15 protein-coding genes and 1 pseudogene are annotated in these 16,808 nt (G+C 75.0%); 7 read left to right on the top strand and 9 right to left on the bottom strand.

Annotated features, from left to right (window positions below; all coding sequences use genetic code 11):
• Positions 1-865, bottom strand: a pseudogene (locus AB0G08_RS04360) (hypothetical protein); the annotation flags it as partial.
• Positions 866-1,010: 145 nt separating this feature from the next.
• Here AB0G08_RS04360 and AB0G08_RS04365 point away from each other — a divergent pair.
• A complete protein-coding gene (locus AB0G08_RS04365; RefSeq protein ID WP_132230849.1) occupies positions 1,011-1,649 on the top strand; it encodes a TetR/AcrR family transcriptional regulator in 639 nt (212 codons plus the stop codon).
• Between the two features lie 65 nt (positions 1,650-1,714).
• Positions 1,715-1,942: a DUF3107 domain-containing protein gene (locus AB0G08_RS04370; RefSeq protein ID WP_088960194.1), complete on the top strand. Its 228-nt coding sequence runs from the start codon at positions 1,715-1,717 to the stop codon at positions 1,940-1,942.
• A 61-nt stretch (positions 1,943-2,003) separates the two neighbouring features.
• Here the strand turns inward: AB0G08_RS04370 and AB0G08_RS04375 are convergent, their stop codons facing one another.
• Positions 2,004-2,657: a ferritin-like fold-containing protein gene (locus tag AB0G08_RS04375; protein WP_358082944.1), complete on the bottom strand. Its 654-nt coding sequence runs from the start codon at positions 2,655-2,657 to the stop codon at positions 2,004-2,006.
• Positions 2,658-2,972: 315 nt separating this feature from the next.
• Between AB0G08_RS04375 and AB0G08_RS04380 the strand changes: the two genes are divergently transcribed.
• From AB0G08_RS04380 to AB0G08_RS04390, 3 genes are all read left to right on the top strand, one after another.
• Positions 2,973-4,634: a DEAD/DEAH box helicase gene (locus AB0G08_RS04380; RefSeq protein WP_358082947.1), complete on the top strand. Its 1,662-nt coding sequence runs from the start codon at positions 2,973-2,975 to the stop codon at positions 4,632-4,634.
• Between the two features lie 288 nt (positions 4,635-4,922).
• Positions 4,923-6,095, top strand: coding sequence for an SAM-dependent methyltransferase (locus AB0G08_RS04385; protein WP_358082950.1), 1,173 nt, complete (start codon positions 4,923-4,925; stop codon positions 6,093-6,095).
• A 134-nt stretch (positions 6,096-6,229) separates the two neighbouring features.
• A complete protein-coding gene (locus tag AB0G08_RS04390; RefSeq protein WP_091627481.1) occupies positions 6,230-6,646 on the top strand; it encodes a helix-turn-helix domain-containing protein in 417 nt (138 codons plus the stop codon).
• Between the two features lie 82 nt (positions 6,647-6,728).
• On the opposite strand, the gene AB0G08_RS04395 is transcribed toward AB0G08_RS04390, so the two are convergent.
• Together AB0G08_RS04395 and AB0G08_RS04400 are read right to left on the bottom strand one after the other, a co-directional pair.
• Positions 6,729-7,649, bottom strand: coding sequence for a hypothetical protein (locus AB0G08_RS04395; protein ID WP_358083551.1), 921 nt, complete (start codon positions 7,647-7,649; stop codon positions 6,729-6,731).
• Between the two features lie 382 nt (positions 7,650-8,031).
• The gene (locus AB0G08_RS04400) at positions 8,032-10,227 is read right to left on the bottom strand and encodes a DEAD/DEAH box helicase (RefSeq protein ID WP_358082953.1); all 2,196 of its coding nucleotides are present in this window, start codon (positions 10,225-10,227) and stop codon (positions 8,032-8,034) included.
• Positions 10,228-10,386: 159 nt separating this feature from the next.
• Here AB0G08_RS04400 and AB0G08_RS04405 point away from each other — a divergent pair, with 159 nt between their 5' ends.
• Complete coding sequence (locus AB0G08_RS04405; protein ID WP_358082956.1) at positions 10,387-11,232, top strand: hypothetical protein; 846 nt, start codon at positions 10,387-10,389, stop codon at positions 11,230-11,232.
• 76 nt (positions 11,233-11,308) lie between these two features.
• Here AB0G08_RS04405 and AB0G08_RS04410 read toward each other — a convergent pair whose 3' ends face one another.
• Positions 11,309-12,472, bottom strand: coding sequence for a serine hydrolase domain-containing protein (locus tag AB0G08_RS04410; RefSeq protein ID WP_358082959.1), 1,164 nt, complete (start codon positions 12,470-12,472; stop codon positions 11,309-11,311).
• 108 nt (positions 12,473-12,580) lie between these two features.
• Between AB0G08_RS04410 and AB0G08_RS04415 the strand changes: the two genes are divergently transcribed.
• The gene (locus AB0G08_RS04415) at positions 12,581-13,057 is read left to right on the top strand and encodes a hypothetical protein (protein ID WP_210832597.1); all 477 of its coding nucleotides are present in this window, start codon (positions 12,581-12,583) and stop codon (positions 13,055-13,057) included.
• Between the two features lie 153 nt (positions 13,058-13,210).
• Here the strand turns inward: AB0G08_RS04415 and AB0G08_RS04420 are convergent, their stop codons facing one another.
• Genes AB0G08_RS04420 through AB0G08_RS04435 form a run of 4 tightly spaced genes read right to left on the bottom strand, consistent with a single transcriptional unit; the run spans position 13,211 to position 16,806 of the window.
• A complete protein-coding gene (locus AB0G08_RS04420) occupies positions 13,211-14,338 on the bottom strand; it encodes a branched-chain amino acid ABC transporter permease (RefSeq protein ID WP_358082962.1) in 1,128 nt (375 codons plus the stop codon).
• The gene (locus AB0G08_RS04425) at positions 14,335-15,225 is read right to left on the bottom strand and encodes a branched-chain amino acid ABC transporter permease (RefSeq protein ID WP_358082965.1); all 891 of its coding nucleotides are present in this window, start codon (positions 15,223-15,225) and stop codon (positions 14,335-14,337) included. The genes AB0G08_RS04420 and AB0G08_RS04425 overlap by 4 nt, the downstream gene beginning before the upstream one ends.
• Positions 15,225-16,007 carry an ABC transporter ATP-binding protein gene (locus AB0G08_RS04430; RefSeq protein WP_358082968.1) on the bottom strand — a complete coding sequence of 261 codons (783 nt, stop codon included), beginning with the start codon at positions 16,005-16,007 and terminating at the stop codon, positions 15,225-15,227. Before AB0G08_RS04430 ends, AB0G08_RS04425 begins: the two co-directional genes overlap by 1 nt.
• A gap of 55 nt (positions 16,008-16,062) precedes the next feature.
• Positions 16,063-16,806 carry an ABC transporter ATP-binding protein gene (locus tag AB0G08_RS04435; protein WP_358082971.1) on the bottom strand — a complete coding sequence of 248 codons (744 nt, stop codon included), beginning with the start codon at positions 16,804-16,806 and terminating at the stop codon, positions 16,063-16,065.
• Between the last annotated feature and the right edge of the window lie 2 nt (positions 16,807-16,808).

Here is a 16,808-nt window from a genome sequence, read left to right on the forward strand (position 1 = left end):
CGGCGACCCGGTCGCCGGCGGTCGCGCGGTCGCCGACGGCGGACGCGGCGTCGACCGGACGCTCGGCGACCGGACGCTCGGCGGGCGGCGGGAACTCGGCGGGCGGCGGGAAGGGGCGCGGCTTGGCAGCCGGCGGCTCCGGCGGGAGGTGGTCGCCCCAGCCGCGCGCCGTGCTCGCGGCGGACGGGGGGTCCTCGGCGGTGGCGCGGTCGACCGTCGGCGCGTGGAAGCCGGGCGGCACCTCGAAGCCGCTGGCGGCGGTGCCCACGGGCGGGACTTGGACGGCCGGGGGCGCCGACGTCGGCAGGCCGGGGTCGGCCCAGCGGGCCTGGCGCCCGGTCGACGGGTCGTCGGAGGAGCGCCGGTCGTCGGAGGAGCGCCGGACCGGACCGGGCTCGGGGTCGGTGAACCCGCGCCGCGGCCCCGGCGGCTCGTCGGCCGTCGGCGCCGGGCGCTGCACGGGCACCACCAGCCGGTCGTTGCCCGGGTCGCGGCGCTGCTCGCCGAGGATGCCGGGCGGGGCGCTCACCGGAGTCTGGCGGCCGGCCGGCGCGTCGTCGGCGTGGTCGACGCCGTTGACGTGGTGGCCGTTGACCCGGGCCGGCGGCTCGGCCCCGGCCCGCAGGCCGGGCAGCGGTGGCGGCAGGTCGCCGTGTCGCGGCGACGAGGCGGCCCACCCGGGGGTCGGATCGGGCGGCCCCCACGGCGAGGCCGGCTCGCGAGGGCCGGAGATGTCCCCGCCCCGGGACCAACTGGCCGCCGAGGGCGCCCACCCGCTGCCGGAACGGGCCAGGTCGTCCTGCGGACCCGTCCCGTCGCCGTGCTCTCCCGGGGTGGCGGCACCGGGTTGCCCTGTTTCACTCACCGCGCGCTCCTTGGTCGCCCCCGCTGAGGCTACCGTGTGGTGACAGTGGCGATAAGTTACAGCGGCGGGCCAATTCCGCGACGGGTCCCGGGCCCCGACCGGTTCGGGTGAAATGCCGGCTCGTACGAAGAACTCGGAGGTTCCCATGACCGCTGTGGGGAACGGTGCCCAGACCGCCGGCCGGCCCACCCGCCTGCCCCGTTCCGCGCGCCGCAAGCAGTTGCTCGCCGCGGCCCAGGAGGTGTTCGTCGCCCAGGGTTACCACGCGGCTGCGATGGACGACATCGCCGAGCGGGCGGGAGTCTCCAAGCCGGTGCTCTACCAGCACTTCCCCGGCAAGATGGATCTCTATCTCGCCCTGCTGGACACGCACTGCGACGCGATCCTCGCGAAGGTCGACGACGCCATGCGCGGCACCAACGACAACAAGGAGCGGGTCGGCGCGTCGGTGCGCGCGTACTTCGACTTCGTCGACCACGAGAGCGAGGCCTTCCGCCTCGTCTTCGAGTCGGACCTGCGCAACGACCCGGCGGTGCGGCAGCGCGTCGAGCGGGTGGAGCAGGGCTGCATCGCGGCGATCACCGACACCATCATCTCCGACACCGGGATCAGCCGGGCGCACGCCGAGCTGCTCGCCTCCGGCCTGGTCGGCGCGGCCGAGACCGCCGCGCAGTTCTGGCTGGCCCGGGGCCGGCAACTGCCCAAGGCCGAGGCCGAGGCACTGGTCGCCGCGCTCTCCTGGCGGGGCATCGCCAGCTTCCCGCTGCAAGGTGAGTCAGCCTGAACATCCGGCCCCGAGATCGGATAGCCTTCCCATCGGCGGCTCTTTCGCCCGAATGAGGAGGCACAGTGGAGGTCAAGATCGGCGTGCAGTACGCGCCCCGCGAGCTGGTCCTGGAGAGCGCGCAGTCGCCGGCCGAGATCGAGCAGATCGTGACCGACGCCTTCGGCAAGGACGAGGGCACCCTCTCCCTGACCGATGAGAAGGGCCGGCGGGTGATCGTGCCGGTCAACAAGGTCGCCTACGTCGAGATCGCCGAGGCGTCGCCGCGCGCGGTCGGGTTCACCGTCCGCTGAGTGGTCCGGTCGGCCGCGACGGGTGACCCGACGATCGCCCGTCGCGGACCGCCGGTCGCGGTCAGTTGTTCAGCCCGGCGGCGGCCATCCGCGTGGTGTGCGCCGCGGTCAGCCGTCGGAACAGCCCCGGCACGTCCACCCGCCCGCTCCGTGCGACGAGCGCGGTGAGCGCCCCCTGCTCGGCGGTGGCCACCCGGCCGGCCTGCGACAGCGCCTCGCCGACCAGTCGCCGCGCCCACATCGAGAGCCGGCCGGCCACCCTCGGATCGGCCTCGACGGCCGCCCGGATCTCCGCGACGGCGAAGTCGGCGTACGACGAGTCGTGCAGCACGTCGAGGACGAGCTGGCGGTCCGGCTCGGCCAGGGCCTCGGCGATCTCCCGGATGAAGTCGTCGGTGATGGCGTCGCCCACGTACGCCTTCGTCACTGCCTCCGCCCAGTCCCGCGGCTCGGTCGAGTCGTGGTACGCCTGGAGCGGCTCGACGTACGGCGCCATGGCGTCGTCGGGCAGCACGCCGAGCGCGGCGAGCCGGTCGGCCAGCCGCCGGTAGTTGCCGATCTCGGCGGCGGCCATCTCGCCCAGCGCCGCCCGCCGGCGCAGATCGGGGGCGAGGCGGGCGTCGACGGCCATCCGCTCGAAGGCGAGCAGCTCACCGAGGGCCACCAGGCCGAGCAGGTCGACGACGGCGCGGTCGGGCAGATCGGTCGCGGGCACGAGCGCAGGCTACCGCCCACCGGCAAACCGGTCCGGAGTGGCACAGGTCACACCGGTTGCCCCCGGCGTGTCGCGTGCGCATGGAATCAGGACGACACCGGGTCGGTTCAGGTAACATGGAGCAGTTGCCGCGGGCGCCGATTTGGCCAGACTGGTCCCACCGATCAGCCGGTCCGATCGAAGTGTGAGGCCCGCGGCGCGCGTGCGGCCCGGTCCGGCAAGGCGATCTGCCGCCGACCGTGTGGCCCGCGCCACACCGAACGCGCCCTGAGGACATGACGGGGCGCACCCACGAGAGGGCACCCCCAAATCCATATGAGCGAGCTGACTCAAGACCTCATGGACGGCCAGGAACTGGCCGCCACCGCTCCGGTGCGTCCGGAGGCACCCACCTTCGCCGAGCTGGGCGCGCGTCAGGAGACCGTCGACGCGCTGGCCGCGGCCGGCATCACCCGCGCCTTCGCCATCCAGGAGTACGCGCTCCCGATCGCGATGCGCGGCACCGACCTGATCGGCCAGGCGCCCACCGGCACCGGCAAGACCCTCGGCTTCGGCGTACCGCTGCTGGAGCGGGTCTTCGCGCCGGGCGAGGGCAGCGACGGCGTGCCGCAGGCGCTGGTCGTCGTACCCACCCGCGAGCTGGGCATCCAGGTGGCCAAGGACCTCGCCGCCGCGGGCAGCACCCGGGGCGTCCGGGTGCTGCCGATCTACGGCGGCGTGGCGTACGAGCCGCAGATCGACGCGCTGCGCAAGGGCGTGGAGATCCTGGTCGGCACGCCCGGCCGGCTGATGGACCTGCAGAAGCAGAAGCACCTGCGGCTGGACCGCGTCCACGCCCTGGTGCTGGACGAGGCCGACCGCATGCTCGACCTGGGCTTCCTCGACGACGTCGAGAAGATCCTGGCGATGCTGCCTGAGGACCGGCAGACCATGCTCTTCTCGGCGACCATGCCGGACCCGATCGTCACCCTCTCCCGGCGCTTCCTGCGCCACCCGGTGACGATCCACGCCGGGCACACCGCCGAGACCGGGCCCTCGCCGCAGACCCAGCAGCTGGTCTACCGCACGCACTCGATGAACAAGGTCGAGGTGGTGGCGCGCATCCTCCAGGCCGAGGGGCGCGGGCTCACCATGATCTTCACGCGGACCAAGCGGGCCGCCGACCGGGTCGCCGAGGACCTCGACTTCCGCGGGTTCGCGGTGGCCGCGGTGCACGGTGACCTCGGGCAGGGTGCGCGCGAGCGGGCGCTGCGGGCGTTCCGGGCCGGCAAGATCGACATCCTGGTCGCCACCGACGTGGCGGCCCGCGGGCTGGACGTCACCGGGGTCACCCACGTGATCAACTACGACTGCCCCGAGGACCAGGACACCTACACCCACCGGATCGGCCGCACCGGTCGCGCCGGGGCGACGGGCGTCGCGGTGACCTTCGTCGACTGGGACGACATGCCCCGCTGGCGCATCATCGACAAGACCCTCGGTCTGGAGATGCCGGAGCCGCCGGAGACGTACCACACGTCCCCGCACCTCTACACCGACCTGCACATCCCCACCGACGTCAGCGGCACCCTGCCGACCGCCGAGCGCACCCGCGCCGGGCTGTCGGCCGAGGTCGAGGAGGACCTCGGCGGCGGACGGTCCCGCCGGGGCGAGAGCGGCCGGGGCGCCCGGCGCGGCGAGCGCGGCGAGGGCCGTGGTCGCGGTGACCGCCGCTCGGGCCGCGCCGGCGGTGAGACCGACGCGCCGCAGGCCGACGCGCCGGCCAACGCCGCCGAGGAGGGCCCGCGCATCCCGCGTCGCCGCCGGCGTCGCCGCGCCGGCGAGACCGTCGCGGGCGAGCCGACCACGGTGATCACCGCCGAGGCCGGCGACACCCCGGCCGCCACCGAGGGCGAGGCCGCGAAGCCCCGCCGCCGCCGGCGCCGTCGTGGTGGTGGCTCCGCCGCCGGTACGCCGGCCGAGGCGACCGCCGACTGACCGTCGAACGTCACCCGAGATCCCCCGGACCGGTGCACCCGGTGCGGGGGATCTCCTCGTCCGGGCCGTGCCCCGCGCCCGGCGGGATCTCCCCGTCCGGGCCGTGCCCCGCGCCCGGCGGGATCTCCCCGTCCGGCCCCCGCGCTCCAGGCGCGGGCGGACTCGATCCGGCGGGCGGGCTCGATCCGGTCCTGCTCGCCGCGAACCACGCCGGGGAGAGCCCCCGTCGAACACCGTCGTCGGACCGCGCGCCGGAGAGACCGCCGGTCGACCAGGAAAGATGGAGCAATGCCCGAACCGCTGGACGCCGCCCTGACCGAGGTCCGGGCACTGCTGCTCGACCCGGCGCTCACCCGTGCGGTGGCCGCCGGACGCCGACGTGGACACCGCCCCTCGGTGGTCCGCGCCGAACTACGGCCGGTCGCGCTCAAGGCCGGCTCCCGGTTGCAGATCTCCACCTCCGACGGCTCCCGCCCGTACACCCGCAACGTGGCCCCCGGCCCGGAGGCGGACGCGGCGGTGGACGCGCTGCTGGCCGAGCCGTTCGGCAACTGGCACGTGGAGACGGCCGACGCGACGCTCCAGCTGCGGGTCACCAAGTCCGGCGAGGCGCAGGTGCACCGGGCCGCCGCGGCCCGGCCGGCCGCCGAGCCGGGAGGTCACGACCGGGCGAAGGAGTACCTGCTCGACCCCGGCGACCCGATCTTCGCCGAGATCGGCGGCTCGGCGGCGAAGCGGCGCCAGGTCGACGCGTTCCTGCGGGCGCTCGCGGCCACCCTCCCCGACGACCTGACCGGCCCGCTGCGGGTGGTCGACCTGGGCTGCGGCAACGCGTACCTGACCTTCGCCGCCTACCGCTGGCTGTCCCGGCAGGGGATCGACGTCGAGCTGGTCGGCGTGGACGTCCGGGAGGACCAGCGGCGGCGCAACACCGAGCTGGCCGAGCGGCTGGGCTGGGCCGACCGGGTCAGTTTCGTGGCCGGCACGATCGCCGACGCCGTCGTGGAGCCCGCCCCCGACCTGGTGCTGGCCCTGCACGCCTGCGACACCGCCACCGACGAGGCGCTGGCCCGGGCGGTGCGCTGGCAGGCCCGCTGGGTGCTCGCCGCGCCGTGCTGCCACCACGACGTCGCGGCCCAGCTGCGTGCGCGGCCGACCCCGGCGCCGTACGAGCTGCTGACCCGGCAGGGCATCCTCCGCGAGCGCTTCGCGGACGTCCTCACCGACGCGCTGCGGGCGGGGCTGCTCCGGCTGCACGGCTACCGGGCCGAGGTGGTGGAGTTCGTCGACTCCCGGCACACCCCGCGCAACCTCCTCGTCCGGGCCCGACGCACCGGCACCGCGCCGACCGCCGCCCAGCGCGCGGAGTACCGGGAACTCGTCGACCAGTGGGCGGTGACCCCACGGCTGGAGGCGCTGCTGCCGCCGGCGCCCACGCCGGAACCGGCCGCCCGGGTGTGATCCACGCCATGCCGCCCGGCGCGAAGTCCCGGCCACGGGCCGGTCTGGTCGATCAGTCAATTGCTTCCTTACCTTTCCGTACTACCCTCGGAGACGCACCGCCGGGTGCCGGCCGGGAGGGAAGGCCCGCAGGGATGGGTTCCGTAGAGGTTTCGCCGCAGATGGCCTTCGCACGTTTCGTGCGGCGCGCCATCGACGACGCCCGCGAGGAACGCGGCTGGACCGTCACCGACCTGGCGTCCCACACCGGCGTCGGTCGGTCGACCGTGTTCCGTTGGCTCGCCGGGGACTGGCAGGACTACCCCGAGCTGGCCAAGGTGCGCGGCTTCTGCGCCGCGCTGGACCTGCCGGTCGCGGCCGCGTTCCGCGCGCTCGGCCTGCCCGACGCCGGTCCCGCGCCCCGTCGGCGCGTCGACGACGGCCCGGTCGAGGCGGACGTCCGGGTGATCCTGCAGCGGCTGGCCGACCCGACCGTGCCGGCCGAGGAGAAGCACCACATCCGCGACCTGCTGCGCTACCTGGCCCGCCGCCCGATCCGCCGCGCCGGCTGAGCGTGCCGCCGGCACCGCGTCCCGCGAGCGGGGACATCCCCGTCGCCCGATCCGCCGCGCCCCCGGCGCCGACCCGGCGCCGTCAGGGCACGGTGAGCGTGAACTCGGCGGTCCGCACCACGCCGGCGACCTGGAAGTCCAGGTAGAGCCGGTACCGGCCCGGGTCGGGCGCGGTCACCCAGAACGTCACCGCCCCGTCGACCGGTTGCGGCTCGGGGTGGACGTGCAGGTAGCCGAGATCCCCCTCGCGCAGGGCGACCAGGTGCCCGTACGCGCCGAGGTAGCGCTCCAGCGCCGGGCGCCCGCCGGGCGATTCGACGCGGAAGGTCAGCGGCACGGTCACGCCGGCCTGCGGGGCGCCCTGGTAGCTGACGGTGAACCCGTCGGTCGTGGCCGAGGACGCCGCCGCCGGCAGCGGCCTCGGCTGGTAGCCGCCCGGCGCGGTCAGGTCGACCCCGAGGGTCACGGCGGTCTGCCGGCCGTCGTCGGCGAGCGCGGTGAAGTCGGCGTACGCCCGCCAGACCCCCGGCTGCGGCAGGGTCAACGGCACCGACCAGGTGCCGTCGGCCGCCATCGTCGGGTGCAGGTGCTGGTAGCCGGTCAGGTCGCGACGCACCACGATCAGGTGCATCGGCTTGTCGTGCACGACCGCGAAGCGGGTCACCGGACGGCGTTGCGCGTCCCGCACCTGGAAGCGCAGCTCGCCCGGGCGGCCGGCGGTGAACGCGGCGGCCACCGGGGCGAGGGTGTAGCCCGCCGCGCTGACCGAGAGGCCGCCGGCCTGCGCCGCCGCGGCCTGGTCGGCGCCGTGCTCGTGGGCACCCGTGCCCGGCGCGTGGCTGTGCCCGCCGAGGGCGCTGTCGGTTCCCGCCGCCGCGGACGGGCCGCCGCCGTCGAGCCGACCGAGGCCGAAGCCGAGCAGGACGGCGAGCACCAGCCCGCCGACGACCAGCGCCAGCCGGACGGTGCCCCGGTCCGGCACGGCCGACACGTGCTCCGGCAGGGCCGACACCTGCTCCGGGGCGGCCGTCGCACGCTCCGACGAGGCCGGCGCACCGTCCGGCGCGACCGATGCGTGGTCGGGCGCGGCCGACACCTGGTCAGGCACCGCCGCCGTCCCGCTCGCGGCCGGGCTGCTCATCGGTCATGCCGCCCACGCTACCGCCCCCCGGCGCCCCGCCCACCCGCCGGTGGCGCGGCGTGGCGACGGTCGCAGTCCGCTCCCGCCGGGAACTTTCCCGACCGGGCCGGCGACGACGTCGGCGCAGCTCAAGCGCCCGGCCGAGGGCTGCGCCCGACACCGTCGCCGCCGGTCGGGCCGTGTTGTCCCGGGGGCGGCTCCACCGGCCGCGACCCCGGCGACGGCCGGCAGGCGGACGGGTGGCTCAGCCGGCCACGGCCAGCGCGAGGGGCAGCACGTCGGGGGCGCCGGCCCGGCGCAGCTCGCGGGCGGCCATCGTCATCGTCCAGCCCGAGTCGACCAGGTCGTCGACGAGGAGCACCGGCCCGTCGAGCCCGGCGAGGGCGTCGGCCAGCTCGTCCGGCACGGCGAAGGCGCCGTGCAGGGCGCGTACGCGCTGGGCGCTGTTGCCCCGCGGGCCGCCGGCGGGCGCACCGGTCGGCGTCACCTGGCCGAGCAGCGGCAGCCGCCCCACGGCGGCGATCCGCTCGGCCAGCGAGCCGACCAGTCGGGGCCGGCGGCGCGAGCCGACCGCGACCACACCGACCGGGCGGCGCGGCCACCGCTCGTCGCCGTGCGCCCACGCCTTCAGCACCTCCACCACGGCGGCGGCCACGTCGTCGGGGACGACGACGTCCGCCGCCTCCGGCCCGACCAGGTCGCGCAGCCGGCCGCCCCACCCCAGGTCGGACAGCCGCCCCACCGCGCGCCCGGGCAGCGCCTGCTCCGCCGGGGCGATCCGCCCCTTCAGCGGTACGCCCACCGCCTCCAGCCCGGTCGGCCAGAGCTTCTTCGGCGCGATCTCCACCCCGGGCCGGCCGAGGAAGGTCTGCGCGGCGGTCAGCGCCACGTCCGACACGTCGGCCGTGAAGAGCGGGCCGGCGCAGCGGTCGCAGCGGCCGCAGTCGGCGGCCCCGGCGTCGTCCAGGCACTCGCGCAGGTAGCGCAGCCGGCAGTCGGGGGTCCTCGCGTACTCCCGCATGGCCTGCTGCTCGGCGGTGCGCGCCTCGGCGACGCGGCGTAGCCGGGCCTCGTCGTAGACCCAGGACTCCCCGGTGGCGAGCCAGCCGCCGCGCACCCGGCGGACCGCGCCGTCGACGTCGAGCACCTTGAGCATCAGCTCCAGTCGGGCCCGGCGCAGGTCGACGATCGGTTCGAGCGCCTGGGTGGAGAGCGGGCGGTCGGTGTGCAGGGCGGCCAGGACGGCGCGGACCTGCTCCTCCGGCGGGAAGGCGAGCGAGGCGAAGTAGCGCCAGATGGCGGCGTCCTCGGCACCGGGCAGCAGCAGCACCTCGGCGTGCGCGACGGCGCGGCCGGCGCGGCCGACCTGCTGGTAGTACGCGATCGGCGACGGCGGCGCGCCGAGGTGCACGACGAAGCCGAGGTCGGGCTTGTCGAAGCCCATGCCCAGCGCGCTGGTGGCGACCAGCGCCTTGATCTTGTTGTCCAGCAGGTCCTGCTCGGCGGCGCGCCGGTCGGCGTCCTCGGCCTGGCCGGTGTAGGAGGCGACGGCGTAGCCCCGGGACCGCAGGAACTCGGCGGTCTCCCCCGCCGCGGCGACGGTCAGCGTGTAGACGATGCCGGAGCCGGGGAGCCGGTCCAGGTGGTCGGCGAGCCAGCCCAGCCGGTGCGCCGGGCTCGGCAGCTCGACCACGCCGAGGCGCAGCGACTCCCGGTCCAGGCTGCCGCGCAGCACGAGGGCGTCGCCCAACTGCTCCGCCACGTCGGCGGTGACCCGGGCGTTGGCGGTGGCCGTGGTGGCCAGCACCGGGGTGCGCTCGGGCAGGTTGGTCAGGAAGGTGCGCAGCCGGCGGTAGTCCGGCCGGAAGTCGTGGCCCCAGTCGGAGACGCAGTGCGCCTCGTCGACCACCAGCAGGCCGGTGGTGGCCGCCAGCTTCGGCAGCACGGTGTCCCGGAAGTCCGGATTGTTGAGCCGCTCCGGGCTGATCAGCAGCACGTCCACGGCGCCGGCGTGGATCTCGGCGGTGATCTCGTCCCACTCGTCGAGGTTGGCGGAGTTGATGGTGCGGGCCCGGATGCCGGCCCGGGCCGCCGACTCGACCTGGTTGCGCATGAGCGCCAGCAGCGGCGAGACGATCACGGTGGGGCCGGCACCACCGCCGGGCCGCGCCCGCTCGGACGGCGGCGCGGCGGCGCCGCCCTGGTCGCCCGAGGGCGCCGAGGCGCCGCCCTGGTCGCGCTCGCGCAGCAGGGCGGTGGCCACGAAGTAGACCGCCGACTTGCCCCACCCGGTGCGCTGCACGCAGAGGACCCGACGGCGGTCGACCACCAGCGCCTCGATCGCCCGCCACTGGTCCTCCCGGAGCCGGGCGTGCTCGCCGGCCAACCGCCGCAGCACCGCCTCGGCCCGCTCCCGTACCGCCGTCCGATCCTGGCTCATCCGGCATTTCTACCAGTAACGACGGACGTTCCCGCCGGGCGAGAGCGGCCCGGGGAACGGCCGTCGGTCGGAGAACCGGACCAACGGGCATGATCCGGCGGCGCCGTCGTGCCAAGATCTGCGGCGGCAACAGTCGATCTGTGAAAGAGAGTCATGCGAATGACGCAGCGAACCGGCGCCGCCGGAAGGGTCCGGCGGGTCGCGACGGCCGCGGCCGCCCTGCTGGCCGCCACCTCCCTGGTGGCCGGATGTGGCGACGACGACTCCCAGGAGACCCCGACGGCCTCCTCCCCGACCCCGTCGGCCTCCCCGTCGGCCAACCCGAAGAGCACGCTCCTGGCCGCGGTGCCGACCGAGGAGGACCCGGCCTTCCGGTTCAGCGGCAGCGACCCGAGCGGCGCCGTCACCGGCGTGGTGGACCCGGCGGGCAAGGGCATGGACCTCACCGTGACCGAGAAGGACGAGGAACTCGACTTCACGATGAAGCTGTCCTTCCGCCTGATCGAGCAGCGCTCCTGGATGAAGGTGAGCTTCGACGGCGCCGAGCAGCTCAGCAGCATGCTGAAGCTGCCGAAGAAGTGGATGGAGCTCGACCACGCGAAGCTGACCGACCCGGCCAGCGTGCCGTACTACGAGGGCGCCGACCCGGGCAACACCGGCGCGATCCTCCGGGCGGCGGCAGACACCGTGACGGACCAGGGCGGCGGCACCTACGCCGGCACCGTGGACCTGACCCACGGCGAGCACGTGCGCCAAGCCATGGCGGACGCCGTGGACGTCGACGCGCTCGGCGCCGCGGCGAAAACGATCCCGTTCACGGCCGTCGTCGGGGCGGACGGGAACCTCACCTCGCTCGTCCTGGAGATCCCGGCGGCCGGCAAGAACAAGGCCACCAAGTACGTCGTGAAGTACTTCGACTTCGGCAAGGCCCCGGAGGTCGCCGTGCCGACGGGCAGCCAGGCGCAGAAGGCACCGGCGTCGGCGTACGAGCTGCTGAACGGCTGACGTACGAGGACACGGCGAGACGGGGTCGCGGTCGCACGAGGGGACCGCGACCCCGGTCGGGGCGAGCCGGCAGGGGTCAGGCCGGTTCGCGGGACACCACCGCCCGGACCGCCTCGACCAGGCTGGCCGTTCGGGGGTCCGGACCCATCGTGACGCGGAGCCCGCTCGTCACGTAGCCGAAGGCGATGCCGCTGGCCGGGTCGGCGTAGCCGAGCGAGCCGCCGTGGCCGGGAAAGCCGAAGGCGGTGGGCGACCACCACGGCTGTTCGGGCAGCGGCAGGCCGAAGCCGAGCGCCGGTCTGGTCGGCACCAGCAGCACCCGGTCGGCACCGCCGGCCTGTTGCCGGGTGGCGGCGTCGAGGGTGGCCGCGTCGAGGATCCGGACGCCGTCGACCTCGCCGATCAGCCCCGCGTAGAAGCGGGCCAGCGACGAGGCGGTGCAGATGCCGTTGACCGCGGGGATCTCGGCCGCCCAGGCACGCGGGTCGGCGAGGTCGAGCGGCGGGTCGGTCACCATCGTCGACCGGACCACCAACGAGGTCGGATCGGTGTACGCGGCGAGCGCCTCCGGGGCCGCCTCGGCGGCGGCGGGCGGGGCGACCGGCTGCTCGACGAGCCGGGCGACCCGGTGCGCCTCGGCGGCGGGCAGGCCGACCCAGAAGTCCAGGCCCAACGGTGTGGCGATCTCGTCGGCGAAGTACGTGCCGAGGCTGCGGCCGGAGATCCGGCGTACCACCTCGCCGACCAGCCAGCCGTAGGTCAGCCCGTGGTAGCCATGTGCCGTGCCCGGCGGCCAGGCCGGTGCCTGGGCGGCCAGGGCTGCCACGACCGGCTCCCAGGTCAGCGCCTCCGCCAGTGGAACCGGACGGTCGAGCACCGGCAGCCCCGCCTGGTGGGACAGGAGCCAGCGGACCGGGATTCCGGCCTTGCCGGCCGCCGCGAACTCCGGCCAGTACTCGGCCACGGGTGCCGCCAGGTCGAGCTGCCCGCGCTGGGCCAGCAGGTGCGCGCAGGCCGCCGGCACGCTCTTGGTGGCCGAGAAGACCACCTGGAGGGTCTCCTCCCGCCAGGCGCGGCCGGTGGCGGGATCGGCGAGCCCGCCCCACAGCCGGGCCACCTCCCGGCCGTGCCGGTAGACGCCGAGGGCCGCGCCGATCTCGGACCGCGTCTCGAAGTTCGCCAGGAACGCCTCCCGGACCGGCTCGTAACCGGGTGCCACGGTGCCGCTGACCACGGACATGCGCTCTCCTCTCGGGCATCGGGCCCGGACGACCATCAGCCCGGGCAGCCGCGTCAGGCTAGCCTGACGGAACCAGTCAGGAAACCCTGACGAGCATATGCTTGCGGGATGGCGGAGGCAGAGGTGCCGGGGCACGCGAACCTCATCGGGTTCCGGCTGCCGGACGGGACGCTGAGTACCGACGCCGCAGCACCCGCGACGGCCGTCGGCTACCGGGCCCGGTGCAGTTGCGGCTGGGTCGGCGCCAGCGACTATCCGGCCGCCGAGGAGGGCCGCTGGATGGCCACCTCCGAGTGGGGCGGACACATCCGGCCGGTCCTGGCCGCCACACCGCCCGGTTGGCTGCTGGGCCGTTCCGACACCCTCCGCGACAACGTCGCCGAGCTGGCCACCACCTGGCCGTTGCAGGCGCTCGGCATCCTCGCCGAGGTGGAACGCTGGCAGCGGCCGCTGATCGAGCGCGCCGTCGTGGCGGCGCGGGAGGCGGGGCTCTCCTGGGCCGAGATCGGCAACGCGCTCGGCATCAGCCGGCAGTCGGCGCACGAGCGGTTCCGCAACCTCACCCCGCCGAAGCCCTCCGCCTGATCGGATCCGCGGGCGCGACCCCGCGCACGGCGCAGAGCGGGCGCGGTCGACGCCTGCGGGCCGCCGGCCCCCGTCCACGCGCAGGCCCCGCCGATGCGGAGCTGTCGCCGGCCAGCGGCAGCTTCATCATCGACGGGGCCGGGGCCCGCGCCGTCAGGGGCGGCGGGACGGGGCGCGCAGGGAGTGCCGCAGGAGCGCCAGGCGCGGGGCGAGGCTGGCCAGGCCGCCGGGGAAGAAGTAGACGGCCAGGATGAAGACCGTGCCGAGCACGAAGAGCGGCTGGGACAGCGGGTTGCTCAGGAACGCCGGCAGGGCCTCCACCGCGTCGGACGTGCCGAACGCGACCAGCCGGTGGTCCAGGTACATGTAGAGGATCCCGCCGATCACCGGGCCCCACCGGGTGCCCGGCCCGCCCAGCACCACCATGACCAGCAGCGCCAGGGTCCACTCGGAGGAGGTGATGTGCGGCGAGGCGCCGCCGACGATCAGGACGTAGACCACGCCCCCCGCCGCCGCCAGGCCGCCGGCCAGGGTGAACGCCACCAGCTTGAACCGGTACGGGTCGAGCCCCAGCACCCCGATCCGCCGCTCGTCGTCGCGCAGGCCGGCGAGCACCCGCCCGGTCGGCGAGCCGGAGACCCGGTGCACCACGAAGACCACCACGACCAGGTACGCCAGCGCCAGCCAGTAGAGGTTGACGGTGTTGGTGACCCCGACCAGCCCCTCGGGCAGCCCGGACACGTCCAGCGGCAGCCCCTCCTCGCCGCCGGTCAGCCCGCCGAAGTCGCGGGCCACCAGGATCGCCCCGACCTGGGCGAAGGCGAGCGTCACCATGGCGAAGGCGATGCCGACGGTACGCAGCGCCACCGCGCCGAGCAGCGCGGCGAGGATCGTCCCGCCGGTGATGGCGAGCAGCGCGGCCTGCCAGAGCGGCAGTCCCGCCTTGGTGACGAGGACGTCGGTGCCGTACACGCCGGCGGCGAAGTAGAGGGCGTGCCCGAAGGAGAGCATGCCGGTCCGCCCGAAGAGCAGGTCGTACCCGGCGGCCAGGCCGCCGAACACCAGGCAGACGGCGAGCAGTTGCAGGGTGCCCGGGGAGTTCAGCGCCCCCTCGAAGACGCCCGGCAGGTGCAGCGTGGAGTAGGGCAGGATCAGCGCGACCACCAGCGCGACCAGCGGCAGGTACGGGCGCAGCCCGTGCCACCGTCGGCGCCCCGGCGTCAGCTCGTCGGGCACCGCCGCGGGCGGCGCCGGAACCTCGGGGCTCTTGACCTCGGTCATGCCGTTGCCACCTTTCCGGCGATGCCCTGCGGGCGCAGCAGCAGCACCACGGCCAGCAGCGCGACCACGCAGATGTCGCCCAGCCCGGAGGTGCCGTAGTAGTTGACGAACTGTTGGGTGAGGCCGACGGCGACCGCCGCGTACGCGGACCCGACGACCGAGCCCATCCCGCCGATGACCACGACGATGAACGCGAAGATCAGCAGCGAGCCGCCCTGGCCGGGCGAGACGGTGCCGAAGTAGACGCCGCCGAGCGCGCCGGCCAGCGCCGCCGCCGCCCCGCCGATCGCGAAGACCAGGGTGAACGCCTTGCGCACGTCGATGCCGAGCGCGGTGACCATCTCCCGGTTCTCCACACCGGCCCGGATCACCAGGCCGTAGCGGGTCCAGCGCAGGAAGGCCAGGATCGCGCCGAGCACCAGCACCGCGGCGATGATCAGCAGCAGGCCGCCGTTGGGCACGTTGGCGCCGAGGATCGGCGTGACCTGCCGGGTCCACTCGGGGCGCGGGAACGGCCGGGCGTCCGCGCCCCAGGTCGCCTGGAGCAGCGCCACGCCGGCCAGCGAGAGCCCGACGGTGACCAGCACCTGCTCGATGGTGCGGGAGTAGAGCGGCCGGATCAGCACCAGCTCGACCAGCACCGCCACCAGCGTGCCGGCGGCCACCCCGAAGGCGACCGAGACCACGAAGCCGAAGCCGTCCGACCCGGCGCCGGGCAGGTTGCCCGCCGCCCACCACGTCCCGTACGCGCCGACGCCGAGGAAGACGCCGTGCGCGAAGTTGAGCACGTCGGCGAGGCCGAATACCAGGGACAACCCGCTGGCGACCAGGAAGTAGAGCGCCGCCAGGCCGAGCCCGGTCAGCGTCAACAGGATGACGGTGTCCATCAGTGCTGGTCCTTCCTCGCGCCTGCGGGGCTCGCAAGCTCACTCCGCGCGCTCGGCGCGTGCCCCTCCGCCGAGCCCACGCCCAGCAGCGACCTGGTCAGGGCGGTCTCCAGCAGCAGTTCCTGCGCGTTGCCGGTCCAGGCGACCCGGCCGGCGGCCAGCACGACCGCGTCCCGGGCGAGCCGCCGGACCACGGCCAGGTTCTGCTCGACCAGCAGCACCGGCACGGATTCGGCGACCCGCTCCAGCACCTCGGCCACCTCGGTCACCACCTTCGGCGCGAGCCCCTTGGTCGGCTCGTCGACCAGCAGCAGCCGGTTGTCGTTGAGCAGCACCCGGCCGATCGCGAGCATCTGCTGCTGCCCGCCGGAGAGCGAGCCGGCCCGTTGCCGTCCGCGCCGGTCCAGCTCCGGGAAGAGCGCATAGACCTTGTCGTACGCCGGGGTGCTGCCCCGCCGCTCGGCGAGCCGGAGGTTCTCCGCGACGGTGAGCCCGGCGAAGACGCACCGGTCCTCCGGCACGTAGCCCAGCCCGCCGCGGACCAGCCGGTGGGTGGGCCGGGCCAGCAGGCTCTGCGCGCCCATCCGGACGGCGCCCCGCACCTCGCCGGCGGGCGGGGTGAGGCCGACGATCGCGCGCAGCGTGGTCGTCTTGCCCACGCCGTTGCGCCCGAGCAGGACGGTGACGCCGGTCGGGGCGACCGTGAAGGACACCCCCTGGAGGATGTGCAGCCCGGCGATCCGGACCGACAGGTTCTCCACGCTGAGAATGGGTTCCATCATGAGCCGCCCTTCGTTCGCGACTGCGGGACTCGCAAACCCGGCTCATTCCTCGCGCTCACAGAGCCTCCCCCAGGTAGGCCTCTTGCACGGTGGGGTTGGCCATCACCGTCTCCGGGGTGTCGCAGGCCAGCAGCGCGCCGTGGTGCATCACGGCGATCCGGTCGGCCAGCTCCAGGATGACGTCCATGTGGTGTTCGACCATCAGCACCGACCGGCCGCTGTCGCCGGTGAGCGAGCGGATCACCGAGACCAGCTCGGGCACGTCCTCCGCGCTGACCCCGGCCATCGGCTCGTCGAGCAGCATGACCCGGGGCTCCCCGGCGAGCAGCAGGGCGATCTCCAGCTTCCGCTTCTCGCCGTGGGCGAGGGTGCCGGCGAGCGCCGTACCCCGGTGGGCGAGGCCGACCCGGTCGAGCGCCGCGTCGGCGGCGACGGCGACCTCCCGGTCGGCCGCCGCCCGCCGCCACAGCTTCATCGAGCCCCCGCGGTGCGCCTGCACGGCGAGCCGGACGTTCTCCCGCACGCTGAGCGAATCGAAGACCGAGGATGCCTGGAAGGTACGGCCGAGGCCGAGACGGGCCCGCTTGTGCGGCGGGAGGGAGCCGATGTCCGCCCCGTCGAGGGTGATCCGACCTTCCGTGGCCCGGCGTACGCCGGTGATCAGGTTGAACAGTGAGGTCTTGCCGGCGCCGTTGGGCCCGATGACGCCGAGGAACTCCCCGGGCGCCAGGTCGAGGTAGACGCTGTCGACGATGGCGACCTCACCGATCCGCCAGGTCAGACCGCGGGTGGCGAGCATCC

The sequence above is a fragment of the Micromonospora sp. NPDC023644 genome (genome assembly GCF_040640115.1).
Classification (GTDB): domain Bacteria; phylum Actinomycetota; class Actinomycetes; order Mycobacteriales; family Micromonosporaceae; genus Micromonospora.

Coding starts and splice junctions, on each gene's coding strand:
- AB0G08_RS04365 (WP_132230849.1), top strand. CDS start 1,011: ATGACCGCTGTGGGGAACGGTGCCCAGACCGCCGGCCGGCCCACCCGC.
- AB0G08_RS04380 (WP_358082947.1), top strand. CDS start 2,973: ATGAGCGAGCTGACTCAAGACCTCATGGACGGCCAGGAACTGGCCGCC.
- AB0G08_RS04385 (WP_358082950.1), top strand. CDS start 4,923: ATGCCCGAACCGCTGGACGCCGCCCTGACCGAGGTCCGGGCACTGCTG.
- AB0G08_RS04390 (WP_091627481.1), top strand. CDS start 6,230: ATGGGTTCCGTAGAGGTTTCGCCGCAGATGGCCTTCGCACGTTTCGTG.
- AB0G08_RS04400 (WP_358082953.1), bottom strand. CDS start 10,227: ATGAGCCAGGATCGGACGGCGGTACGGGAGCGGGCCGAGGCGGTGCTG.
- AB0G08_RS04405 (WP_358082956.1), top strand. CDS start 10,387: ATGACGCAGCGAACCGGCGCCGCCGGAAGGGTCCGGCGGGTCGCGACG.
- AB0G08_RS04410 (WP_358082959.1), bottom strand. CDS start 12,472: ATGTCCGTGGTCAGCGGCACCGTGGCACCCGGTTACGAGCCGGTCCGG.
- AB0G08_RS04415 (WP_210832597.1), top strand. CDS start 12,581: ATGGCGGAGGCAGAGGTGCCGGGGCACGCGAACCTCATCGGGTTCCGG.
- AB0G08_RS04420 (WP_358082962.1), bottom strand. CDS start 14,338: ATGACCGAGGTCAAGAGCCCCGAGGTTCCGGCGCCGCCCGCGGCGGTG.
- AB0G08_RS04425 (WP_358082965.1), bottom strand. CDS start 15,225: ATGGACACCGTCATCCTGTTGACGCTGACCGGGCTCGGCCTGGCGGCG.
- AB0G08_RS04430 (WP_358082968.1), bottom strand. CDS start 16,007: ATGATGGAACCCATTCTCAGCGTGGAGAACCTGTCGGTCCGGATCGCC.
- AB0G08_RS04435 (WP_358082971.1), bottom strand. CDS start 16,806: ATGCTCGCCACCCGCGGTCTGACCTGGCGGATCGGTGAGGTCGCCATC.